Origin of the sequence: Psychrobacter sp. Ps4, from assembly GCF_022129285.1 — a bacterium.
In the GTDB taxonomy this organism is placed as follows: Bacteria; Pseudomonadota; Gammaproteobacteria; order Pseudomonadales; family Moraxellaceae; genus Psychrobacter; species Psychrobacter immobilis_A.
On the sequence record NZ_JADQAK010000007.1, the window covers coordinates 15,712 to 40,062 of the forward strand.

Sequence of the window (24,351 nt, forward strand, 5' to 3'; positions counted from 1 at the left end):
AAATAAAAAGGTAAATCGTCAATTTGCATGCGTTGGCATTGTCGAATGGACTAGATGTCGCCAGTCAGCTGTAGAGACTGGATGGGCAAAATGACAAAGATAAGGCGATTTTAACGGAATTGAGCAGCAGAATATAGCTGATGGGCGATAATATATTGATAAACAGCAGGATTTAGCCATTTAGCTAATGGATTGGGTGCAGTATTGTCTATGATATCATTTATTGGTGCGATAGATGTCATTTGCCTTGCCGCTGCGGATATTATATTCGATCGATTGTCTGTCGGCTGCAACTGTTGGCGTATCTGTGTACTGGATATCGTGGCGATAGGACGCGAGTCTATATAAATGTGGCCTTGATGGGTGTTTTTCAAGAGACGGCTATCGGTCGATGCTTGAGAGGTGGGCTGTAATAAATCAATAGGCGCATCGATGCGTAAAGATTGCAGCTGCGCAGGTAATTGGATGTGCAAGTTCATCGTATCCTGCGCGACTAACGTTTTGTTGGCGCAATGAGTCGTGGTTGCCAACAGGCGATTATTTTTATGATTAATATCAGACAGGTCATCACGATTAAACACCCAAAGATTGACGTAATCCGTAAGCTCTAAACCGTTTTTCCATTTGCTCAAACTCAGCGCGCTATCCATACCGATGATGAATATTAGACTGTCATGCGGATAACGCTGGCGCAACGTGCGTACACTATCGATGGTATAAACAGGTGGTGTTTGCCACAGCTCAAGCTCATTAATTTGTAGCGGTGTGTTGAGTGTCGCAAGCTTTAACATCGCCAGACGGTGTTTAGGAGCTGTACTTTTTTCTTTAAAGGGTGAGCGCGCATTGGGCAATAGTGACACGTGCAGCGCGCGCTGTTGCTGCTTGGCTATCGGTAGCAAACGCTGATAAACAGTCATCGCCATTTGCAGATGACCATCATGTACGGGATCAAATGAGCCGCCAAGATAAGCACGGATGGCTGGCGCAGGTGTATTTTTTTGAGAATTTTTGCTGGTATTTGGCATAAATAAATGCGTAAAAATAGATAAGAGGCACGTTGTCGTTGATGCATTTTACCCTTTTATCAGCGGACCTTTTTAGGATAAATGCTTCGATGGTAGCGCTATTGTAGAGGGCAAGTGGGCATCTGTCATTAAAAGTGCTGAAATACTAGGTAAAATGAGCGCTTAGCTATCCGTAATGAAAGCGTTTTAAAAAGTCAGTTATAAACATAGCCAATAAAAAACCGACCATCATTTTGATAGTCGGTTACCTATAGCGCAATTAGTCACACATTTTAATGCAATTAAATCGCGTCGCTATGAGCTTGAATAGCGGTAAGGGCGATGGTGTAGATAATATCATCGACCAAGGCTCCGCGAGACAAGTCGTTTACTGGCTTATTCAAACCTTGCAGCATTGGGCCAACACTCACTACATTGGCGCTACGTTGTACGGCTTTATAAGTGGTATTGCCCGTATTGAGGTCTGGGAAAATAAAGACATTGGCTTGCCCAGCGACAGGTGAGTCAGGCGCTTTTTGCTTGCCGACGCTCATGACAGAAGCGGCGTCATACTGTAGCGGCCCATCGACTTTTAGGTGTGGCGCACGCTCGCGGACGATTTGGGTCGCACGAGTGACTTTTTCGACATCTGCGCCAGTTCCTGATGAGCCTGTAGAATAGCTAATCATCGCGACTTTTGGATCAATACCGAAGGCAGCAGCAGACTGTGCTGATTGAATGGCAATCTCAGCCAGTTCTTCGGCATTTGGATCAGGATTAATGGCACAGTCACCGTAGACCACCACTTGCTCAGGCAGCAGCATAAAAAATACTGATGATACGAGCGAGTATTGCGGTGCGGTCTTAATCAACTGAAACGCTGGACGGACAGTATTGGCAGTGGTATGAATCGCGCCAGAAACGAGGCCGTCGACTTCGTCCATCTGTAGCATGGTCGTGCCTAGATATACGGTGTCTTTTAAGTATTCAGCCGCGACTTCTGCGCTGGTTTTGCCTTTACGGCGTTCGACCACTGCAGCGATATACTTATCCATATCAAGCGTATCGGGGTCAATTATTTCAAGACCTTCTGGTAAAACTAAGTCAAGATTTTTAGCCACTTGCTCGACATCGCTACGCTTAGCGAGTAGTACACAGTTGGCGATGCCGCGGCTTTGACAGATACAAGCGGCTTCAACCGTACGCGGCTCGGAACCCTCTGGTAGCACGATGCGTTTTTTGGCGTTTTGTGCTTTTTTAACCACTTGATGACGGAATGCAGATGGTGAGAGGCGCGGCTCATGATTTTGACTAAAATAGTCTTTAATCCAGCTAAGATTTAAATGAGCGGCGACATAACGAGCCACTTCTTCAGCACGTTCGGTATCATCACTTGGAATCTCTGCGCTCATGTGCATGAGGCTTTGTACGGTCTCATAGCTGTCACTTTCGACACTCATGACAGGGATACCTGTTTTGAGGGCAGATTGCCATAGCTCAGCGACGGTTGCACTCGGCTCGACGCCGCCGGTTAATACCAATCCTGCCAGCGGGATACCATTGATACAAGCCAAACCTGCTGCTAATAGTAAATCATCTCGATCGCCCGGTACGACGATAAGGGTGCCACGTTTAAACACCTCATCGACGCGTGCGACCGAGCGTGCAGTTAGGCTAATGCGGTTAATACGGCGTGACTTAGCTTCACCGACATTGAGCCATTTGGCATCAAGCTCAGTGGCGATATCCCACGTACGAGGCACGGACAGTGAATCACTGAATGGCACCACCCCGATTAAACGGAACGCATCAGTATTAAAATGCGGTGATAGGCGCTGGACTTCTTGCATAAAGCCGTCATCTAAACTCACAACCGCTTCACCAGGGGCAACGATTTGATTTTCTACAGTGCTTTGCGCATTTGGCAAGTCATGTACACGCATCAAAATCGCGCCGAGCGTACGCTCATGGGCGATGCCGCCAAACTCACGAGCGTGAACGTCAAGCTTATCAGCCAGATAGGCTGGTTTACTGGTATCAGCGGTGCTAACAAAGATGATTCTAGCATCTAACGCATGAGCAATCGCACGGTTGATTTGTGAGGCATAAGAGGTTTCTGTGGTCGGTACTAAGCCTTCACAGATCACCACATCATAATCATCGCCAAGAGTATGATAATTGACGACCACTTCTTCCATCAAGTCATCAAGGTTACCATCACCGATCATACGCTCAACACGCTGCCGACTGATAGATTTAGGTGGCGTCAGACCAAAAGCATGCATTGCTAACGCGCTTGAGCTGTCTAAACTGTTTTGCTTATCAAGTGTATCATCTTGCAAAAATGGCTTCATAAAGCCCGCTTTGATACCGTTGTAATCAAGAGCGCGAATCAATCCAAGCGCTGCTGACGTTACGCCGATACCACGGCTGATGGGAACTAGTAAAATGGTTTGCATAAAGTATCCTACGGTTTATTATATTTTTAAAGCTCACTTCATCCTTGCTGGAATGAGTAAAACGTCGCGCTTCTCATCATAGGCTATGTATAAGAAGCGCTGGGCAAAAAACAATCCAAAACGTCTAATGAATAAAAGCTTATAAGGCGACTAGAAGCTTATGAGAAAATTACAAGTAACTTATAATATAAGCAACTTATAAAAAATCTCGAGCTTAGAGTAAGCCCAATGCTTCACGTGTTTCTTGAGCAATACGGCACTCTTCATCGGTTGGCACAACCCATAGCTCAATGCTGCTATCGTCTGCGTGGAAGCTGCCTTCGCTACCACCAAACAAGCTCGCATTTTTGTCAGCGTCTACTTTTATGCCGAAATGACGCATCACTTCTAGGATACTGGTTCGGGTGGTGACTGAGTTTTCGCCGATACCACCCGTAAAGACAATGCCTGTGAATTCTGGCAGCGCGCAGCTTAAGCTGGCAAGATATTTACCGACGCGGTAACAGAACATCTCGATAGCGAGCTTAGCATCTGCGTGACCTTCGTTCGCCGCTTGTTCGACGGTACGTAAATCATTAGACAATCCTGAGACACCCAATAGACCACTTTCATTATTGAGCATGGCATCAATCTCTTCCAAGCTCATACCAAGCTGGCGCTTTAGGTGTATGTGTAGACTTGGGTCAACATCACCACTACGCGTACCCATCATGAGCCCTTCAAGCGGGGTCAGACCCATACTGGTATCGAAACTTTTGCCATCATAAACGGCAGTCGCCGAGCAGCCATTGCCCAGATGCGCTGTAAGCCAACCATGTGGGCCTTTAGACTCTGTAATCTCACTGGCACGCTCTGAGACGTAAGCATGAGACGTACCATGAAAGCCATAACGGCGGATTTTGTGTTCTTCGTATAGGGCTTTTGGTAGTGGGTAGCGAAAAGCAACAGGAGGCATGGTTTGGTGAAAGGCTGTATCAAAGACGACGACTTGAGGAATATCAGGATAAATCGCCTGTACCGCTTCGATACCTAAAGCATGGGCAGGGTTATGCAGTGGCGCGAGTATTTTTAAGCGTTTTACTTCGTCCAGTACGTGCTCATCGACACGGACTGCTGCAGAGTACTCACGGCCACCATGAACCACGCGATGACCAACGGCGATGAAATGATACTGTTCTAATAGCTCAAGGATTTTTTGTAATGCTAACTGATGACGACCACCTGAGATAGAGATTTCCAGCTTATCACCATTTAACGTCGTGTGTTTGATACGAGCAGTATCGAGTCCTAAGTTTTCGGCCAAACCAGTGATACGAATAGAATTGTCTTCGCTAATCAGCGCGTATTTGATAGAAGAGGAACCGCAGTTGAGGACTAAGGTGGGATTGATTAGGTTCGATGTTTCGGTGTTTTTGTCATCAAAAGTGGTGGTTAGGCTGGCGCTCATACTCTGTCCTTAGATTGTATTTTGTAAAGGGTGACTCATCACAGACGAGTACCGGTTGAATAAACAAAAACCAGCCGCATCCATGCCGACATAGGTCAAGCAAGTACATTGCTGATTCTGGTCACTCTTGGGCTGGCACTATTGATCAGTGCTTGTTAAGTCGCATGCTAGCGCCTCAACACAGTCGCAAGGTCTACACATAATGTACCATAGTTTTATGGCTATACCACGATAACTATAAGGGTTAAATCGATAGAATGTGGTATAGACAATACAACTGTACACCGAGTGTCGCTAGGGTTTGTCGGCTGCTACAGCCAAATATAATAGCTCATAATAAATTGTAAGAAAATTTGTCTAAGTAAATATAATAGGCTGTTTTACCATTATAGCGATACATTAAGACCGCTAGTATCAACGCTCGCTTAGTAAATGGCAGTCGCACGGTCTAGTAAAGCTTAGCAAAACTTAGCAAAACCAAACTCGTCCAAATTTATTGATTAGGGATATTCAGTATGCACACAGCATTATGTAATAATGCTATTATCCAAAGCAGTCATATTGTCATTTTTTAGCGATGGCGATAGCTTTTATTTAGCTGTCTATAGCGTTTGATCTATCGCCTTTATGACTCGTGCTTTTTATCATTTTCATGCCATTGCAAAGTCACAGGTTCTCTATTCTATGTTTACTATTAACCGCTTTTCGAAAACTGAGCACACTAATGTCGCTGATCTTGGTCGCCGTGTTATCTCCCCTTTTATTATTAGTGGGGTGGTTATAATGGGTTTGACGGGTTGCGGTCAAAAAGGCAATCTATACCTCGCCGACGCTAGTAGCCAGACGGTTCAAGGAGCTACGGATAGCGCTGGCATACAGGGTAGTACCTATTCGACACAAGATGATAGTCATCAAGAAATGGATGGTTTTAAGCTACCGGAACCCAGTAAAGACCCTAATGATTATTGATTTTTATTAAAAACTCAATGCCGTCAACGAGATTTCGGTGTGCACCCTAAGATTTTTTAACTTTGATAACCTGATGAAATTAGAGATGTTTATATGAGTCATTCTGAGCAACAAACTGGCGAATCTGTCACGATCCAAACTGAGCAAGGCTTGTATGTTAATCCTCAAGCTTTAACCGCCCATTTACCCGCGCTAGATTATCGCGATGGTGCATTGTATATGGAGCAGGTGAGCATTGATGATGTGGTTAAACACTATGGTACGCCATGCTATGTCTACTCAAAGCAAGCCATTTTGGATGTCTATCAAGCTTATAGCGATAGCTTTGCCAGTTTAACGCACCAGATTTGTTATGCGGTAAAAGCAAACTCTAATCTTGCAGTACTTGGTATATTGGCGCAAGCAGGGGCAGGGTTTGACATCGTCTCTCGTGGTGAACTCATGCGCGTATTGGCGGCAAGTGGTGACGCTTCACGTGTGGTGTTCTCAGGCGTTGGCAAAACCTATAGCGATATCGAATATGCCCTGACCCAAGGTATTGGTTGTTTTAACGTAGAGTCAATCAGCGAGCTGACTTTGATTAATGATGTGGCACAGAAATTGGATAAACCTGCGCCAATTTCACTACGGGTTAATCCCAATGTCGACGCCAAAACCCATCCGTATATCTCAACAGGGTTAAAAGACAATAAATTCGGTATTACCCACGAAGACGCGGTTGCCGTCTATGAGCAAGCGGCGCAGTTATCCCATATTGATATCGTCGGTATTGACTGTCATATTGGCTCGCAGTTGACTGAAGTTGCGCCATTTGTCGCGGCTTTGGATAAAGTGATTGAGCTAATATACAATTTACGTGATAAAGGTATTGAGCTGCGTCATATCGATTTGGGCGGTGGTTTGGGTGTGCGTTATATCGATGAGACACCAGTATCTATCGACGAGTTTGCTCAAGCGTTATTACCGAAACTTAGCGAGCTTGGCTTAACGGTATTCTTTGAGCCGGGTCGCAGTATTGTGGCAAATGCTGGGGTATTATTGACCAAGGTTGATGTGCTAAAACCAACGGAACATAAGAACTTTGCCATTGTTGACGCAGCAATGAATGACTTGATTCGTCCGGCGTTATATCAAGCTGAAATGGCAGTCATTCCAAGTGTCTTGCCTGATAATGGCATCGACACTGATGGCACACAGCCATGGGATATCGTTGGCGCTATCTGCGAAACGGGTGATTTTTTAGCGAAAGACCGTTTATTGTCGCTCGCGGCAGGCGATGTTTTAGCAATCACAGGCGCTGGTGCGTACGGCTTTACCATGAGTAGCAATTATAATTCACGCCCGCGTGCTAGTGAAGTAATGGTCGCCGATGATAACCATCAACTGATTCGCAAACGCGAAATTATTGAAGCGTTATATGCAGACGAAGTATTGTGGCAAGGTAAATAAATCGGTGACCAACAGATTTAGCCATTTTTAGCCCATTTAGGCGTTTTCATTTAGATTGAGGGCATGCCCTAGATAAAAAGCCTATTGTCTTTATGATGATGGGCTTTTTTATGGCCTGCTCTAATGAGAGATATCGGTTTGGCTGTACAAGATGGATTCAGCATCGCGTTAACTTAGTATTTGATAGCGGTGATAGTTATGATTGTATCTGACAGCGTGCTAATATAAGACATACATAAAAATAGGATAGGATAACAAGGATATGCTAATAGAATTTACGAAGATGCATGGTCTGGGCAATGATTTTATGGTCATCGATTTGGTGACTCAGCGCTTAGATTTGACCAAGGATTTGGTACAGTTACTGGGTGACCGTCATTTGGGTATTGGCTTTGATCAGCTGCTCGTCGTTGAGCCACCGATGCGTCCTGACGTTGATTTTAGTTATCGCATTTTTAATGCTGATGGGTCAGAAGTTGAGCAGTGCGGTAATGGTGCGCGCTGTTTTGCCCGTTTTGTGCAAGCGCGTAAACTTTCATTTAAACAGCGTTTGCGTGTTGAGACGGCAAGCGGCATCATTTCATTGACCACTGATCGTTATGGCTGGGTCGAAGTCGATATGGGTAAGCCCAAGTTTGAACCAAGCGAGATTCCTTTTACCCCCAGAGCCACGACCAAAATTCAAAACGCCTATCATCTCGATGTAAATGGCACTCCTGTACAGCTTTATGTTGCCAATATGGGCAACCCGCATGCCGTTATCAAAGTTGATAACGTGCTCGATGCCGACGTTGAAACCTTAGGCAAAGCCATCGAATCGCATCCCGCCTTTCCTGACCGTGTCAATGTCGGCTTTATGCAAGTGATGAACCAGCGTCACATTCGTCTGCGTGTGTATGAGCGCGGTGTCGGCGAGACACAAGCCTGTGGTACTGGCGCTTGTGCCGCAGTAGCGGTTGGTATCCGCGAAGGCTGGCTCGATGAAGGCGAAGACGTGCGTGCGCAACTTTATGGTGGCAGTATGATCATCAAATGGCAGCCGGGTTATTCAGTGATGATGACCGGTCCGACCGCCTTTGTTTACGAAGGCGTATTTAGCCCAGATGGTCTGATGGCCCAAGCGGGCATCAAGCCCAATCCAGAAGGCTAATGGATAATAGGGCTATGTCTAATAAAAACAATCATACGATGGAGCCTACCTCAGATTCTGAGGCAAAAGCATGGCTATCAGTCGAGCACGCCGCAGCTATAGATTCGGATGCTGCATTACGTGATTTGTTAGCGCCCGTACATCGTTGGCTTAATGTCTTGTCGGTGCGTAACCATTCACCACATACGTTGACCGCTTATTTTGCAGGATTGAATCAATTGGCGCTATTTTTACGTGGGAAACGCCTGACGTGGACGCGCTGCGATAAGCGCCAATTAGCCCAGCATATTAGCCAACGCTTGGATGAAGACAAGCTGGCACTTTCCAGCGTCCAGCAAGAGCTGTCAGCCATTCGCCATTTTTATGGCTGGTTGATAGAAGAGAACTTGGCACGTATCAATCCAACGACTGGCTATCAGCTCAAGCGTAGTCCTCGACCGCTGCCGTCTATCGCTGATGTTGATTTGCTCACTCAACTGCTTGACCAAGAGATGCCTGATACACCCGAACAAGCGCGCCTATGGCTGCGTGATAAGGCGATGTTTGAATTGCTTTATAGCAGCGGTCTGCGCGTAGGTGAGTTGGTCGCGTTGGATATGGTCGATGTGGATTTGTCAGACCTGCGCGTGCGCGTGACAGGTAAAGGCAATAAAACGCGTTTGGTGCCGTTAGGTGTCAAGGCAGCAGAAGCGATTAGCCGTTATCTACCGCATCGTAATCTGTGGGTGGAGCAAATGGACAGCGCACTATTTATTAGTGAAAAACTAGGTACGCGTTTATCGACACGGGCAGTGCAGCAGCGTCTCAAAGTTGCGGCTACGCGTGCCGGCATCGCACAAAATATGTATCCGCATCTATTGCGTCATTGTTTTGCCTCGCACATGCTGTCGGGCAGTGGCGATTTGCGCGCGGTGCAAGAAATGCTTGGGCATAGCGATATCAGTACCACGCAAATTTATACCCATGTCGATTTTGCTAAACTCACGCAAGTCTATGATCGCGCTCATCCGCGCGCGACTCATACACGGACCGAAGAAAACAACACCTAATATTCGATATTCAATACTTACTATTCAGTATTGAAACTGACTTACGCCAAACGATGACAGTCAAAAATGGGCATTTTTTGGCGACCTTGCTGTTGAGTCTGTTTGTCTAAGGTTGCCAAAATCAAAGCATAATTTTTATTATCTTTATTAATAGCGTTGTTTAATTCACTATCCTCATAGCTGTTAATAATTGTGCCATCAAAAGCTGTGATAGTGGTATGCCCCCACGTTTGACGGATATCACCGTTTTTATAAACATGGTCGCCGCCTTGTGCTGCGCCAATGACCATGCACTGACTGTCTAACGCCCGCGCGCGAAGTAACAGCGACCAATGTGCTTGCCCCGTTAAATAAGTAAATGCCGATGGCGCACTTAATAGGTCAGCGCCTGCTTGACGTAAGCGCTGTGCCAATGCGGGAAAACGCAAATCAAAACAAACCATCATACCGAGCTGATAAGCAGCATGATCACTCTCTACTGTTGCAACTACAGTCTGTGTGCCGGGCTCAAACGTCGCCGCTTCATTATAGCTGCCATGTTTATCTGCTACCGTCGCCGTGAATAGGTGAATTTTATCATAGCGTGCCACTCGCGTACCATCAGGGGCAAATAGCTGACTGACTTGGCGCAGTCTGCCATCAGGCACGATAACGCCATCAGGGCGATAAGGGCAGGGCAGTGAGCCTGCCAGCACATAGACACCGTAAGTACTGGCATAGTTTGCTATCGTCGCTGATAGCGCATCAAAGCGCTCTGCGGTGGCAAATTGTTCGCCCATGCTACAGCAGTTTTCTGGTAAGACAACAAGATGAGCACCTTGATGACTGGCATCGCTGATGGCAGCTTTTATAGCCGCTACGTTTTTTTCGATGTCTTGCTGGCTATTCATTTGAATCGCAGCAGTGATAAAGTGCAGTTTATTTGCTTGGTCATTCATCGTATTATTCTCGGTTAATGTTAAGAGTGATTCAATTTGCTCGAAGGTTTTGTGTCATGTACCTTGTGTTTTTTATACAGCCTTATTATGATCAACAAGATTTGGTTGTTTATTCTTTAGCAATTCATGCTAAAACGGTCAAATTTATAGGGTTTTATAAGTAGAGAGCAATAAGCGTATTGGGCCGTCTATAAATTATCATAGCAAAATTGCCACGAAAAATGCTATCGTCATGTCCTGATAACGTTAACTCGCTACTTTAAGTGGCAACATATATAGACTATCACCAGTATCGGAGTGTAATAAGCCACCCATGAGTATGTCTTTCGGATTGGCGACCACGCTGAGCACCTCACAAAAACTCACACCGCAAATGCAGCAAGCCATTAAATTGCTGCAACTCTCTAGTCTTGAGCTTGCGCAAGAAGTTCAGGCCAAGCTGGATAGTAATCCATTGCTTGAACGTATTGAGGATGATGAAGATGAATACGATTATGGCAGCGGCGATAGAGTAGATGAATCATTGACACTTGATAGCTGGAACCAGAGTACTGATATTGACTCATTTAGCGTAACCTCTGAGAGTAATACCCATACCTCTGAACCAGATGAAGACTTTAGTGACAGCTTGGACAAGTTACAGCAAGCCAGTATCGATGATGGTGCCATAGACAATCATACGATGGATAGTGACGACTATAGTAGCTTTGAAAGTAGTGTTGATAGCAGTAATTATGCATCTACGGCAAGCAGTTCGGGGAGCAAAAGTGACGAGGATTTTGATAGTTATCAAGGCGGCACTTCTGCCACCATACAAGACCACGTGCGCTGGCAGCTGAACTTTAAGCATCTCTCAGAAGCGGACATGTTGATTGCAACCTATCTGATGGATTCTATGGATGACATGGGTTTTGTGCGGCTTGATATCGATGAGCTGTTGCAAAGCTTCGATACGATGGCAAGTTTTTATCAATGGGAAGAGCCTGTTGAGCACGATGAAGTCATGGCTGTTTTACGTGTTATTCAGTCTTGTGATCCGCTGGGTGTGGGGGCGCGAAATCTCAGTGAGTGCCTAGCGATTCAGTTGTCCAAGCTCGATGCAAATACTGACCATCTAAAAGAAGCACAAGCATTGTTGTCAGCCAGTGAGCATTTGGTGAGCAATAACATCAAAGCATTGACTGAGCGGACTGGACTCGCGCCTACACAGATTACCCCCGCGCTTAACTTGCTGCGTACCTTGAATCCGTCACCTGGTTTGCTGTTTCAAAGCAGCCAACCAGACTATACTCAGTCGCCAGCCAGCTATGATATTCCTGATGTTTTGGTCACGCCTATACGTCACCATCAGAATCAGACTAGTTCAGATACATCGACGCAAGAGGACGGCTGGAATGTGCGCCTCAATCCTGAGACCATGCCAAAGCTAAGAGTCAATCAAGAATATGCCAATTTGGTGAAGCGCGGTGATGACAGCCCCGACAATCAATATCTGCGTGAAAACCTCACCGATGCCCGCTTGTTTATTCGTAGTATTGAAGAGCGTAATCAAAACCTATTAAAAGTGGCAACCAGTATCGTGCGTTATCAGCAAGAGTTCTTGCAGCATGGCGCGACTGCCATGCAACCGCTCATCCTAAAAGCTATTGCGGAAGAAGTGGGTTTGCACGAATCGACTGTCTCGCGTCTAACCACCAGTAAAACAATTTTGACGCCGCAGGGATTATTTTCACTCAAGCATTTCTTTTCATCTCATGTCAGCAGTACCGACGGCGATATTTCATCGACTGCCATTAGTGCCATGATTAAGCAACTGATAGCCGACGAAGATGCCAAAAAGCCATTATCAGACAGTCGGATAAAAGATTGTTTATTATCCGAAGGTATCGATATCGCCAGAAGAACCGTGGCCAAATATCGTGAAGCAATGAATATGGGCTCGTCTACTCAGCGTAAACAGAAATATTAAATGTCGTAATTCAATGAGTTAAGAGAAAAATTGTGCTATCGCTAATATATTTCTTGATAAATATAAAAAATAAAATTTTCTGATTATATAGAAACATTGAGGAAACAACCGTTTTTATTACATTTAATTACACTTTACTGTCTTGCTACTATTCGATATTCATGACAAATTAGAGTCATACCAACAACGAAATCTAAGTGTCGATTTAGCGTATTTACTTATCTCATTAATCAAGATGACAACGAAAGGATACGTTCGATTTTTGCTAAAAGCATCGATTATTAAAGGCGCTAATTAATAAAGACACCCCATTCATTGTTGGTAAGGCAGGATGAAAAAGCAGGAATGCTGGCTCATCTGTTGATTGTAAGTAACAACGCAAGCAACAACGTAGGCAACAATGTAAGTCATAATAAAAGGACAACAATATGAATGTTTCTATCAGTGGTCACCATATCAGTGTTACCGACGCTATGAACGCAGCTGTTCAAGAAAAACTTGATAAAATTGGTCGTCATTTTGATCAAATTCAAAGTATTCAAGTCATTTTATCATTAGATAACAGCGGTGCTATAAAGAGCCATAAGGCTGAAGCGATTATGCGAGTCTCGGGTAAAGAGATGTTTGTCCAAGCGCTTGACGATGATATGTATAAAGCCATTAACGAGATGGCAGACAAACTTGATAGACAAGTACGCAAGTACAAAACCAAGTTGGAGAGCAAAAAGACTCAGGGTGCTGGGCGTGATGGACGCTATGAAGAGCTGATGACAGACGATGCTGCTCCAGCAGTTTAATGTTATAGAGTTTAGGATATTTAAAGGTTAATGATTACTGGCTGATGAAATAATAAATAGTATAAATAGCCGCATTTTTAGATATCTCTAAATGACATTGCCTAAAACGGAAAAAGACCTCGAACGTTTGCTACGTTGAGGTCTTTTTTATGAGCAATTATTTTTTAAAAACTCACCTTTAAATACATTTCTTTAAGCACATTCATTTTCAAATCAATAGATCATCATTTTAGCTAATTAGCCACCACCGACTGCTTGTACCACTTCGATATTCATACCTTCAGCGATACTTAATTGAGCAAGCTCACTCTTTGGAATCAGTTCACCATCGACTTCTACTGCGTAACGACCTTGGCTAAGACCAAGCTCATTGATGACCAATTGCACGGTCTGATGGGTAGTCTGTAGTGTCTTACCATTAACGATAATGGTACTCATAAAATATACTCCTTAATGATTTTTTATCCTTTTGTGCGTACTAATTGTGCGTACTAAGGCGTGTTCTCATTTTTATCTCTATTTTCAAAATGAGCACATGCTCTAAAATGCAATTTAATTATTCTTGTTTAACTGGTTATTTTGCGACCAATTTGTTCATCTTAAATGATGACACTGCTAGCCATAGCCAACCTGCAATCATTAGTACACCACCGATAGGCGTGATCGCGCCAAACCAAAGTGGTGCGCCAAGTGTCATCGCATATAAGCTACCAGCAAATATGATAATGCCAATTTGTAATAGCCATGCGGTGGTTTGCGTGAGATATTTTAGGCGAATTAACAGACCAACCATTAACAAACCCAGCGCATGTATAAATAAATATAATGTTGCAGTATGCCACCATTCGAGTTGTTGCGAACTGGCGATGTTTTTTAAGCCATGCGCCCCAAATGCTCCTAAAGCGACGGCAATGGCCATATTGATCGCCGCAATACCTATCCAATTTAACATGACAAACTCGTATGATTTAAAAACTACCGCTGGTGAAAGACAGGCACTACTGATAGGTAATTGCTACTGAATATCGTCTGGCAAAATAACGCTATCAATGGTCATTGCCTCGCGGATTTTGTCCATGGCATTTTTTTCGATTTGGCGTACGCGTTCTGCTGAGATAGAGTAGACGGCTGCCAATTCGTGTAAGGTTGATTTTTGCTCAGAGAGCCAGCGCTGCTCCACGATATCGCGTGAGCGCTCATCAAGGGTATCCATTGCCGCGATCAATGCAGATGAGTTACTTTCTTCCCAATCTGCTTCTTCTAACTGCTCGGCAGGATCGATACCATCTTCTAAAAATAGCTGCGGTGCATAACGTCCATCGTCGTCATCGCTAGATTGCGCTTCAAACGAGGCGTCATAAGAGGTAAGCCGCGATTCCATTTCTAACACCTGCTTGCGTGTGACATTTAAGTCCTTGGCAATGGCATCAGCCTCTTCTAGCGTTAGCTGGTTGTTGGTTTTTTTGAGACTACGTAAGTTAAAGAATAATTTACGGTGAGCTTTGGTGGTCGCGACTTTGACAATGCGCCAGTTACGAATCACAAATTCATGAATTTCTGCTTTAATCCAATGCACTGCAAATGACACCAAACGCACGCCCTTATTCGGGTCAAAGCGTTTTACAGCCTTCATTAGTCCCAGATTGCCCTCTTGGATTAAGTCTGCTTGCGGCAAACCATAACCCGAGTAGCTACGGGCAATATGAATCACAAAACGCAGGTGCGACATCACGAGCAGACGCGCTGCTTCTACATCGCCTTCATCATAATAACGATGCGCCAGCTCTTGCTCTTGGATTGGTGTCAAAATTGGGATTTGGTGCACCGTGTTGATATAAGCGCCCAAATTAACCCCAGGCGCTGACAAATGAGTCGGCATCGCTGGCACTAAGTCACGGGTGCTAGTATCACCTAAGGCGCTAGCATCATAAGGTGGACGTTGGGCGGCAGCTTTTAATGCGGCATCACGTGCTTCGTTTTTTATAGGAGCTGCCTCATCTTTTTTATTCGTTTTTGCCGTATCAGTAGAATTATTAGCCATATTCTTGACCTTGATTAAATAGTAACGCAAATAGTCAGATAAAAATCTTTATAGTTGTAATTGTAAAGGATAGCGACACTTAGTTGCTATCAGTTTTAGTAATGATGAAGTGATATATTGTATCGAAACGCTGTGCTGATAAGCTATCCGCTGATGGCTGATCCGTCATGCTATTAACGATTAATCGCAGTTGACTTGCGGCATTTGCTTGCTGGCTTTGTTGACAAAAAGCGGTGATATCAGCCTGTGAGTTGGCATCAGTTGCGACCACATATAATGAACCGCCAGCTGTGACGTCACGTAGTGCTACTTTGGTTTTTAACAGCGGCATTGGACAAGCAAGTCCGCGACCATCGACGAAACGTTGGACATGAATAGGCTGTGTTTTATTCGCCTCATGATCTGTAGTGACAGTATGCGCTGGTAACAAGTCTAACAGGTTGTTGATGTCTTGCTGCTCAGTATCAGACAAATCTGCTGATAAGTTTATGGAATAATGCGAATATACGGTGGTTGACTGACGATCAGCAGACATAAAATAAACCCTATAAATATTTTGATTTGTACTAGATTGTATTGAACATTCGCAAACACGCAATGACAGTGCCTGTAATTCATAAAAGACACTCGGCAGTGACCAGATCCTATAGTCGTGAAATGTCATTATATCAAATAGCCGATATGTAGTTGAAGTTGAATATAATCAACGTCACATTCAGTTCATTAGAATCACATATAGTCTGTCAAGATAATTTAGATAGAAGGAAGGCGAGCAAAAGTACTAAAAATAGTAGACTGAGCGCGCCTGACACCATATCCATTTTATAGGGGATTGACTAAAGCCATGTTGCGCAATAGTGACGGGCAGCTGAGTTATTGGTAGTCGAATGCAGACTAGAATTGACCTTATATCAGCAAGCTCGTATAGTCGAAAAACGTTTAGTCAAAAAATCAGTCGAAAAAACCTTAATTCAAAAAAACCTTACTTCAAAAACAGTATCATTACTCACTTGCATAGGATACGCACTTGAACCATTTTAATAGACAATCGATACTTGGTAATGCGCCCATGACTCAGGGAAAAAAATGTAAAAGTGCTGCGCGTTCGATGGCATTATCGAGCGCTATTAAATTGGCATTGTCGGCGGTACTAATGACGATGACCACTGCTGCCATGAGTGAGGATAGTCTTAATAATGCTAATACGAGCAGCAAAGCGATGGCATCCAATTATAATTCATGGCAAACCACCGGCTCAGAAGAGCTAAATCTGCCCAATTTGCGCGGACAAGGCTTGAGCTTCGCTGAGCAATATCAAAACAAATTGCTCGGTGAATGGTCGTTACGGAACGTCAATGGTCGTATAAAAATGGAGCATGATCCTTGGATTCAAGAAACGGTCAAAGACATGACTTGGCGTCTCAATGCGCAAGCAAGGCAGCAAGCGCCGATGGGTTTGGTTATCATTGATAACCCAAGTATCAATGCCTTTGCAGCACCAGGCGGGGTCATTGGACTCAATACAGGGACGATTCTGGCCGCTAGCAGTATGGATGAGCTTGCCAGTGTGGTGGCGCATGAAGTTGCTCACATCAGCCAGCGCCATTATGAAAGTGGTGCTGATGAGCGCAAAAAGGCCTTGCTGATGCAGATAGGCGGTATGCTGGCAGCGATTGCAGCATCGGCAGTCGATGGTGATGCGGCGGCGGCAGTGATGATGGGTAGTCAAACGGCAACGATGAACAGCACGATGGCATTTAGTCGAAATAATGAGCGCGAGGCCGATCGGGTGGGCATGCAAATCATGACCCAAGCAGGCTATGACCCAAGGGCGATGCCGCGATTCTTTGCCACGATGAATCAACGCAGCCAGCTCAACCAAGTTGAAAATCGATTTTTACCAAGCTTCGTACGCTCGCATCCACTGAGTAACGAGCGCTTAAGTGAAGCGCAAAGTCGTGCCCAGCATTATCCCTCATTGTCACTAAATCAGCAGCAACGCCATCAGGCTTTATTTGATCTGCTCTACTGGCGTGTCCAAAGTACGGGTAAACATGCCTCAGAGACAGTGCTAATGACGGCTGCTAAAAATAGCGTAGGTGCCAAATTGGCTCTGATGAACTGGTATGGCGAACAGCAACGCTTTACAGAGGCAAGCGATTTACTGGCTGAGATCAATCGACTGCCGCCTACGCAGCGCCAAAATTTAGAGCCTTTACTATCGATTACTCATAGCAAAATTCTAACGGAACAGAATAAATGGTCACAAGCGGCGGACGTATTAGCCAGCCAGCAGCGTGTTTATCCTGAGCGTCGTGATCTGCGTCTTTATTTGGCAGAAGCGCTCACCAATAGCAATCAGCCCATCAAAGCCCAAGCGTTGCTTAAACCACTGACCGAGCAGCAGCCAAGCGACCGTTATGCTTGGCAAAGTCTACAACTGGCCAATGAAAAACTGGCAAAAACGACCGACTCTGCGTCCCTGAAAAATATTGCCACCATTAACGCGCTACGCTATCGCAGTCATGACCAACTATGGAGTAGTCGTTACGAGAGTGCGTTGACGTCACTGACCCAAGCCAAACAACTGGCGGAAAAACTACAAACCACGGCTCAAGCCAGTAGCGCCCGTCCATTGCTTGCCAATATTAATGCAGAAATCAAAGCAGTAAAAACCGCCAAAGACTTTGAGCCTTAGGCGGTTATTTTTACGATGTCGTCATTAGCTTTTGATGACACTAATTACTAGCCTTGCAGCGCATCTTTCACCAGTTTAGAGATGAGCGCAGGATCTGCGCGTCCTGCGGTTTTGTTCTTTAATACACCCATCACACTGCCCATGTCACGCATAGATGTCGCGCCTTGTGCAGCGATTTCCGCATTGACCAAAGCCGCAAGTTCAGCATCATCCATTTGTTTTGGCATAAACTCATTGATGATATCAATCTCAAACTGCTCTTTGGTTGCCAGATCATCACGATTATTTTCGGTAAAAATAGTCAATGACTCATGGCGTTGTTTTAGCTGCTTTTGCAGTATATCTAAGACTTGCGCATCATCAAGCTCTATTTGACGGTCAATCTCAATTTGCTTGATAACCGCTTGCACGTTACGTAGTACTTTGACACGCTCAAGCTCACGCGCTTTCATAGACACTTTGACATTGTCTGATAAAGTCTGTTTAAGTTGGCTCATTGTTATTATCCTTATTTGTTAAGAGGTATTTATTCAAATTTTTAAGCAATAATAATAAAAATTGTAGCATAAAAAACGCCACTGATATCAATGGATAACAGTGGCGTTAATGTAGCACTTGTACTTAATTAATCGAATTATCGATTAGTACATACGAGTGGTACGAATAGTTTCGCGTTGTAATTTTTTCTTATAACGCTTTACGGCAGCAGCTTTTTTACGCTTACGTACTTGCGTTGGTTTTTCATAAAACTCACGCTTACGTACGTCTGATAATACGCCAGCTTTTTCGCAAGCACGCTTGAAACGACGGATAGCGATGTCAACTGGTTCGTTTTCTTTAACCTTAACTGCAGGCATGAAGACTCCTCGATTAGGATGAGATATAAGGGCATTAGTTTGGCTGTGTATTAGTATTTAGCCGTAATATCTCAAGATTACAGGCATCAGCTCAAACTAGGATAATCTTGCGCATGAGCACAAGGGCAAGCATTTTAATAAAAAATGTCAGTTAAGTCAATGATTTTAGCACATTAATCCATATTTATCATTAAGTTGCAAGGGGCAATGCGCAGAGACAATTCTAAAAGTAATTAGAACGCAGATTTTTGCTCCAGCTTTAATGAAACTGGAAATGCAAAGTATAAAATTACTATGAATAAAAAACCCTACTGTCTATAACGGTTTGGTTGGAGTTTATGCTATGATAATTTGCATATAATAGTCAGCATACTAACCATTTTATGTGTATTTTATTGAGGATGTTGGAATGAAAAAAACAGGACTAAATACAGCCCTAAGCACTGCATTTATCATTGCTCTTGGCTTTGGCATTAGCGCTTGTAGTGGTGAAAAAGAAGGCGAATCACACGAAGTATTGGCAAAAGATCGCGTTGATGAAGCCGCTGAGCTGGCTCGCAAAAACGCACCCGAAGCTGAAAAAATGGAGTTCCCAGAAACGGCTCCAGCGCCAGCAACTGAAGCTGAAGCTGATGGCACCGTAGATGGTGCTGCAACTGCTGAAGCAGGGACGACTGCTACTGATATGACAGATGCAACGGATAGCGATGTCGCTGTCGCTGACAGTGCAGATATGCCAGCTAGTAGTGCAGATGTGCCAGCTGCTGATACGGCGGCAACGCCTACTGCTGACGCTGAACCAGCTACGAACTAATCACGGTTTGTGTGTTGATAGGTTTTGAATTTATGCGCTGTCATAAACAGTCGCTAACATGAAATATCGAATAGAGGTGTGATCATGATAAGTAAACAGCAGCGTATGAATAAACTGGTCTTATCTGCCATTAGTTTAAGTGCGCTATTAGCAATCACTGCTTGTAGTGGTGACAATGCAGCGGTTGAAGAGCCTGCTGTTGCCAATGAATCTGCCGATACAACGGTAGTGGTAGAAGACGCGCCTATAGTCGAACCTGAAGTCGTTACACCTGAACCTGTGGCAGGTACCGAGACGACGGTCATTGAAGATAAGCCAGTGCAGGAAATCTCCGCGGAGCCAGAAGTGTTGGCGGCGGATGCAGGCGCCAAGCTTTATGAGACCAACTGTAAGGTTTGTCATGAAGGAGGGCTGCTGAACGCGCCGAAATATGGTGATAAAGCCGCGTGGGAGCCGCGACTGGCTAAAGGCACAGAGACGCTGCACATGCATTCGGCAAAAGGCTTTAATAAGATGCCAGCACAAGCCACCGATAAGGTCAGTGAAGCCCAAGTTTACGCGGCTGTAGATTACATGATTGAAGCAGTTAGCTGATCCGGTATATTAAGAGATATTGACCATTGAAATTTGTTAAACTGACCGTCATTGTGACTGACAATGGCGGTTTTTTCATGCACGTTTTTTGGCAGATACGAGGGCGTGTCCTCAATTCAATCGATTAACCTCTAAATAGGCTAAAAATGGCTAAATTTTGTCAAACAGCGCCAAACATTGTCAAATAGCTTATTAATATCTCGATATTATTTGCGCTGCTTCCCTTGTTTGACGACAATTTATCTCATTTTTATCACCATTTTTAAAAAGAGGACACGCCCTAAAAGATAGCAACGTTGTAAACAATAACACGCAGACCAAAGTATGATAAAGGCAAAAATATGAAAGTATTGGGTTTAGAGACTTCTTGTGATGAGACAGGTCTGGCGATTTTTGACAGTGAGCAGATGAATAGTGACAATCAAGGGCTGATTGGACAAGTCCTGTATTCACAAATAGAGCTGCACGCACTATATGGCGGCGTTGTGCCTGAGCTTGCCAGCCGCGATCATATTCGTAAGTTGGTGCCTTTGCTTAATGAGTTGTTAGAGCAGTGCAATGTGAAGAAAAGCGAGATTGATGCCATTGCTTATACCAAGGGACCCGGACTCATTGGCGCTTTGATGACAGGCGCATTATTTGGGCGCAGTTTGGCGTATGGTTTGGATATTCCTGCCATTGGTATCCATCATATGGAAGGACATCTGCTCGCACCGCTGATGGGTGCCAATCCACCCGCCTTTCCGTTTGTTTCGTTATTGGTCTCAGGTGGGCATACATTACTTATCGCCGCACGCGGTGTCGGGCAATATGAGATATTGGGTGAGTCGATCGATGATGCCGCAGGTGAATGCTTTGATAAAGCCGCCAAAATGTTAGGTTTGCCCTATCCGGGTGGTCCCAATATTGCCAAATTGGCTGAAACAGGCGACCCAACTGCTTACAATTTGCCAAGACCAATGCTACATCGCGGATTAGATTTTTCTTTTAGCGGTATGAAAACCGCCGTGCATAACCTTATTAAAGACACCGATGGTTCAGGAGGCTCAGGGAATAATGCGGATAGCGATCCACAAGTTCGCGCTGATATCGCCGCCAGCTTTCAGCATGCAGTCGTCGATACGCTGGTGAGAAAGTGCGTGAAAGCACTGAAGCAAGTAGAGATGAGTCGATTGGTGATTGCGGGCGGCGTTAGTGCCAACACTCATTTGCGTGAAACTTTGGAGAGCGAGCTTGCTAAGATAAATGCCACGGTGCATTATGCGCCGCCTGCATTATGTACTGATAATGGGGCGATGATTGCTTATGCCGGTTATGAGCGCCTGCATGCAGGGCAGTCTGATGATTTAGCGGTGAGCTGTGTGCCGCGTTGGCCGATGACTGAGCTACCAGCAGTGTAAAGACGGCCTTGCTCAATACTATCTCCGTTAACCTTTATTAACCTAAGGATGAACTATGCAGTGGCTTGCTATTGGACTAGGGGCTGCCATTGGGGCTTGCCTGCGGGCGTGGTTGGCTCGCTTTAATCCGCTGCATCACTGGATACCCCTTGGGACGCTTGGTGCCAATGTATTGGGTGGACTATTAATAGGGTTGGCACTGGTGTGGTTTGAGCGCGTGGGCAGCAGTTTATCGCCCAATGTCCGACTATTTGTGATTACCGGTTTTTTGGGAGGATTGACCACCTTTAGTACTTTTAGTGCAGAAGTTTTTACCTTTATCAACGCTGGTAAATTATTAGCAGGTTTGGGATTGGTCGGACTACATCTGGGACTGACGTTGCTAGCAACGGCTATCGGATTTTACTTCTTTAAGCTGGTTTTGTAGTTGTTGGTTATCGCAAGCTTCACCCAACCTATGTTTTGGAATTGTTACGAAACTGTAGTCTAACAAGCAATTAAATATGGATAGATAATAGTTTTTTCCTTCGTTGTTAGTTTTACAAACTACTTTTAGCCTGTTAACAGGGCCTTAGAGGGCCTTAGAGGGCCTTAGAGGGCCTTAGAGGGCCTTAGAGGGCTTGAGATGGATCTATTTACCCCTGTAGTTGAGGAACACTTACAACATAAAAACTTTAGCTCAGTTCTTATTCCTCACCGTAAAGCGGAAAGAGATCTTTTGGAAGAATGGGCTGACGGGTTTGTTGATCGAGATGGGAAGTTAGTAAAGGAGTTTCAAACAACTTTTAATTCTAGTTTTTGGGAGATTTATCTCTTCTCTGTATTTAAATATTACGGTTTTTCTGTAGATTGGAGCTCACCGACCCCTGACTTTTCAATATCAGATGGAAAATCGGAAATTATCATTGAGGCGGTAACAGCTAACTCTGCTCAAGGAAAGCCTAATGAGTGGGATAAAACTTTTAGTGTAGAAGAAATAAAAGGTCTTCGTCGCTTTAAGAATCTGAATACTGAAGCAATAATTAGGCTATCCAATTCAATTTTTAGCAAAGTACAGTTATATAATGATAAGTACCGAAAATTAGATCATGTTAAAGGTAAGCCATTTGTTTTAGCCGTTGCTCCATTTGAACAACCTTACTTTAATCATCAATATGATCGCCCAATTAAAGCTTTGCTTTATGACTATTATGTAGATGAGGATGCATATCTAGATAATCCTGATAAATTTCCAAACGGACCCCCAAGGATAAACCTAGGATTTGTTGAAAAAGATAATGGTGCAGAAATTCAACTTGGGCTTTTTAATAATCATTCTATGTCTGAGGTAAGCGCTATTGTTTTTAGTTGTGTTGCTACTTGGGGAAAGTTGTCTGCAATGAGTGAAAACCCTATCAGAGAGATTGAAGTTAACTCTATTTGGGCTACTCCGCATAATGGGGTACTAGAGAATAGGATTTGCTCTTCAGTTGATCATAACGAAACTGTCTCTGATGGTTTACAAGTATTTCACAATCCCTATGCTAGATATCCTCTTGATCCAAGCTTTTTTCGTTCAGAAAGAGTTGTTCAGTCATATTTTAATAAAATTACTGGGAAATGGAGCCATGAAGGGGAACAAAATTGTTTATACTTTCGTCAAGTGATTAACTCCCCCAAGGTGAAATAAACTCTCTAGCAAGCGTATAAGATCACCATCGTCTTCTCATGGCACGTAGGTGTTAGTCGACTGCCAGCGACAACCGGACATCGACACTGATTAGATGTAATAGCTAGTTAATTGGGCAAACTGTTGTTTGTTCGCAAAAGGGTTGACTATAATCACTCAAACAATCAAAATGAACACAGACCTATCGTCTAATTTGGTAAGGCACCGTTCCTTGAGCGGGTTCCCGGTTCGATTCCGGGTAGGTAAAGGGCATTTTCCCAAGTGTTCTTTACCTACCTTGGAATGAATATATGTTAGAAACCGATAGAATAGATGTGTTTGCAGCCCAGACGGAAAACGTAAGGGCATTAGAACAAGCATGGAAACATATCAATAAGTCTTTAAATGCCGCATATTCTAGTGGCGATAGCTCTTCTGCAGAAATTCAAACCAAAATCTTAGCACAAGTCTATTGTGCTTTTGCAGAAGCTGTCTTTTCAAAAGTCATTCATACACCGGATGGTTTGACGCTTGATGAGATTTCACAAGTCAAATCCCAAGGTAAAAGAAATATCGTTGTGGCGTGGAAGAAGTGCGTTGAACTTTCCTTGAAAAAAGTGCAAGGAAAAAACAGTGGTCATGTTCCCAATACGCAGAAAAAAATATTCGCCCTTATAGATAAGTACATATTTGATCCTAGCTTGTTGCGAAATAAGATTGCTCATGGTCAATGGCGTGTGGCATTAAATTCAGACAATACGAAAGTCAATGCAGATTCCACAGCCAAGGTAAATTCTGTCAATGTTGTCGATTTATACAGGCATAAAGCCGCATTTCAGAGCTTGTTCCGTATAGTTGAAGATATTATCGAATCGCCAAATAAGGCCCATCACAGAGATTATTGGGCACATATCACAAAATTTGAGAAAACGCAGCAGGAAATGGCTTCGTGGTCTGTGGAAAAGAAAGTCAAAGCACTAAAGGAAAAGCGGGCACGGGCTAAAAATTATAAAAGTATAATAAGCACATAAACACTTACGGATTTTTCGTTAATATTTTTCCCAGAGC

General features: G+C 44.2%; 23 protein-coding genes. 13 read left to right on the forward strand and 10 right to left on the reverse strand.

Annotation, left to right across the window (positions count from 1 at the left end):
* Nucleotides 1–110 precede the first annotated feature (110 nt).
* The 3 genes from I3252_RS05695 to I3252_RS05705 all read right to left on the reverse strand — a co-directional run bounded on the left by I3252_RS05695 (nt 111) and on the right by I3252_RS05705 (nt 4,910).
* The gene (locus tag I3252_RS05695) at nt 111–1,025 is read right to left on the reverse strand and encodes a nicotinate-nicotinamide nucleotide adenylyltransferase (protein WP_201540598.1); all 915 of its coding nucleotides are present in this window, start codon (nt 1,023–1,025) and stop codon (nt 111–113) included.
* 281 nt (nt 1,026–1,306) lie between these two features.
* Nucleotides 1,307–3,463 carry a phosphate acetyltransferase gene (pta, locus tag I3252_RS05700; RefSeq protein WP_238034512.1) on the reverse strand — a complete coding sequence of 719 codons (2,157 nt, stop codon included), beginning with the start codon at nt 3,461–3,463 and terminating at the stop codon, nt 1,307–1,309.
* Nucleotides 3,464–3,677: 214 nt separating this feature from the next.
* Entirely contained in the window at nt 3,678–4,910 is a 1,233-nt protein-coding gene (locus I3252_RS05705) for an acetate kinase (protein ID WP_055123535.1), read from the reverse strand.
* 684 nt (nt 4,911–5,594) lie between these two features.
* Here I3252_RS05705 and I3252_RS05710 point away from each other — a divergent pair.
* The 4 genes from I3252_RS05710 (at nt 5,595) to I3252_RS05725 (ending at nt 9,527) form a co-directional block, all read left to right on the forward strand.
* Nucleotides 5,595–5,879: a lipoprotein gene (locus I3252_RS05710; protein WP_238034513.1), complete on the forward strand. Its 285-nt coding sequence runs from the start codon at nt 5,595–5,597 to the stop codon at nt 5,877–5,879.
* Nucleotides 5,880–5,972: 93 nt separating this feature from the next.
* Nucleotides 5,973–7,328 carry a diaminopimelate decarboxylase gene (gene lysA / locus I3252_RS05715; protein WP_269129641.1) on the forward strand — a complete coding sequence of 452 codons (1,356 nt, stop codon included), beginning with the start codon at nt 5,973–5,975 and terminating at the stop codon, nt 7,326–7,328.
* Nucleotides 7,329–7,590: 262 nt separating this feature from the next.
* Nucleotides 7,591–8,478 carry a diaminopimelate epimerase gene (dapF, locus tag I3252_RS05720; RefSeq protein ID WP_045443366.1) on the forward strand — a complete coding sequence of 296 codons (888 nt, stop codon included), beginning with the start codon at nt 7,591–7,593 and terminating at the stop codon, nt 8,476–8,478.
* 14 nt (nt 8,479–8,492) lie between these two features.
* Nucleotides 8,493–9,527: a tyrosine recombinase XerC gene (locus tag I3252_RS05725; protein ID WP_238034514.1), complete on the forward strand. Its 1,035-nt coding sequence runs from the start codon at nt 8,493–8,495 to the stop codon at nt 9,525–9,527.
* A gap of 41 nt (nt 9,528–9,568) precedes the next feature.
* On the opposite strand, the gene I3252_RS05730 is transcribed toward I3252_RS05725, so the two are convergent.
* A complete protein-coding gene (locus tag I3252_RS05730; RefSeq protein ID WP_238034515.1) occupies nt 9,569–10,465 on the reverse strand; it encodes a nitrilase-related carbon-nitrogen hydrolase in 897 nt (298 codons plus the stop codon).
* A gap of 313 nt (nt 10,466–10,778) precedes the next feature.
* Between I3252_RS05730 and rpoN the strand changes: the two genes are divergently transcribed.
* Nucleotides 10,779–12,434 (forward strand): RNA polymerase factor sigma-54, encoded by a 1,656-nt coding sequence (rpoN, locus tag I3252_RS05735; RefSeq protein WP_238034516.1) that lies wholly within the window; start codon nt 10,779–10,781, stop codon nt 12,432–12,434.
* A gap of 428 nt (nt 12,435–12,862) precedes the next feature.
* Nucleotides 12,863–13,231 (forward strand): ribosome-associated translation inhibitor RaiA, encoded by a 369-nt coding sequence (gene raiA / locus I3252_RS05740; RefSeq protein WP_045443369.1) that lies wholly within the window; start codon nt 12,863–12,865, stop codon nt 13,229–13,231.
* A gap of 237 nt (nt 13,232–13,468) precedes the next feature.
* Here raiA and thiS read toward each other — a convergent pair whose 3' ends face one another.
* The 4 genes from thiS to I3252_RS05760 form a co-directional block, all read right to left on the reverse strand.
* Complete coding sequence (thiS, locus tag I3252_RS05745; RefSeq protein WP_055123529.1) at nt 13,469–13,669, reverse strand: sulfur carrier protein ThiS; 201 nt, start codon at nt 13,667–13,669, stop codon at nt 13,469–13,471.
* A 136-nt stretch (nt 13,670–13,805) separates the two neighbouring features.
* Nucleotides 13,806–14,183, reverse strand: a complete 378-nt coding sequence (locus I3252_RS05750; protein WP_201627307.1) for a DUF423 domain-containing protein — start codon at nt 14,181–14,183, stop codon at nt 13,806–13,808.
* Between the two features lie 63 nt (nt 14,184–14,246).
* The gene (rpoH, locus tag I3252_RS05755; RefSeq protein WP_198329691.1) at nt 14,247–15,110 is read right to left on the reverse strand and encodes an RNA polymerase sigma factor RpoH; all 864 of its coding nucleotides are present in this window, start codon (nt 15,108–15,110) and stop codon (nt 14,247–14,249) included.
* A 241-nt stretch (nt 15,111–15,351) separates the two neighbouring features.
* Nucleotides 15,352–15,807 carry a sulfurtransferase TusA family protein gene (locus I3252_RS05760; protein WP_238034517.1) on the reverse strand — a complete coding sequence of 152 codons (456 nt, stop codon included), beginning with the start codon at nt 15,805–15,807 and terminating at the stop codon, nt 15,352–15,354.
* 492 nt (nt 15,808–16,299) lie between these two features.
* On the opposite strand from I3252_RS05760, the gene I3252_RS05765 reads away from it, so the two are divergent.
* Nucleotides 16,300–17,970, forward strand: coding sequence for a M48 family metalloprotease (locus I3252_RS05765; protein WP_238034518.1), 1,671 nt, complete (start codon nt 16,300–16,302; stop codon nt 17,968–17,970).
* A 47-nt stretch (nt 17,971–18,017) separates the two neighbouring features.
* Here I3252_RS05765 and I3252_RS05770 read toward each other — a convergent pair whose 3' ends face one another.
* Together I3252_RS05770 and rpsU are read right to left on the reverse strand one after the other, a co-directional pair.
* Nucleotides 18,018–18,467: a GatB/YqeY domain-containing protein gene (locus tag I3252_RS05770; RefSeq protein ID WP_045443381.1), complete on the reverse strand. Its 450-nt coding sequence runs from the start codon at nt 18,465–18,467 to the stop codon at nt 18,018–18,020.
* Nucleotides 18,468–18,611: 144 nt separating this feature from the next.
* On the reverse strand, nt 18,612–18,827 hold the full coding sequence (gene rpsU, locus I3252_RS05775) for a 30S ribosomal protein S21 (protein ID WP_010195908.1): 216 nt from the start codon (nt 18,825–18,827) through the stop codon (nt 18,612–18,614).
* Nucleotides 18,828–19,236: 409 nt separating this feature from the next.
* On the opposite strand from rpsU, the gene I3252_RS05780 reads away from it, so the two are divergent.
* From I3252_RS05780 to I3252_RS05805, 6 genes are all read left to right on the forward strand, one after another.
* Nucleotides 19,237–19,641: a hypothetical protein gene (locus I3252_RS05780; RefSeq protein WP_238034519.1), complete on the forward strand. Its 405-nt coding sequence runs from the start codon at nt 19,237–19,239 to the stop codon at nt 19,639–19,641.
* An 84-nt stretch (nt 19,642–19,725) separates the two neighbouring features.
* Nucleotides 19,726–20,235, forward strand: coding sequence for a c-type cytochrome (locus I3252_RS05785; RefSeq protein WP_238034520.1), 510 nt, complete (start codon nt 19,726–19,728; stop codon nt 20,233–20,235).
* Between the two features lie 341 nt (nt 20,236–20,576).
* Nucleotides 20,577–21,635 (forward strand): tRNA (adenosine(37)-N6)-threonylcarbamoyltransferase complex transferase subunit TsaD, encoded by a 1,059-nt coding sequence (tsaD, locus tag I3252_RS05790; protein WP_238034521.1) that lies wholly within the window; start codon nt 20,577–20,579, stop codon nt 21,633–21,635.
* A gap of 55 nt (nt 21,636–21,690) precedes the next feature.
* Nucleotides 21,691–22,062 (forward strand): CrcB family protein, encoded by a 372-nt coding sequence (locus tag I3252_RS05795; RefSeq protein ID WP_045452571.1) that lies wholly within the window; start codon nt 21,691–21,693, stop codon nt 22,060–22,062.
* Between the two features lie 198 nt (nt 22,063–22,260).
* Complete coding sequence (locus tag I3252_RS05800; protein ID WP_238034522.1) at nt 22,261–23,304, forward strand: hypothetical protein; 1,044 nt, start codon at nt 22,261–22,263, stop codon at nt 23,302–23,304.
* A gap of 290 nt (nt 23,305–23,594) precedes the next feature.
* Nucleotides 23,595–24,314: a hypothetical protein gene (locus I3252_RS05805; protein ID WP_238034523.1), complete on the forward strand. Its 720-nt coding sequence runs from the start codon at nt 23,595–23,597 to the stop codon at nt 24,312–24,314.
* The last annotated feature ends 37 nt before the right edge of the window (nt 24,315–24,351 follow it).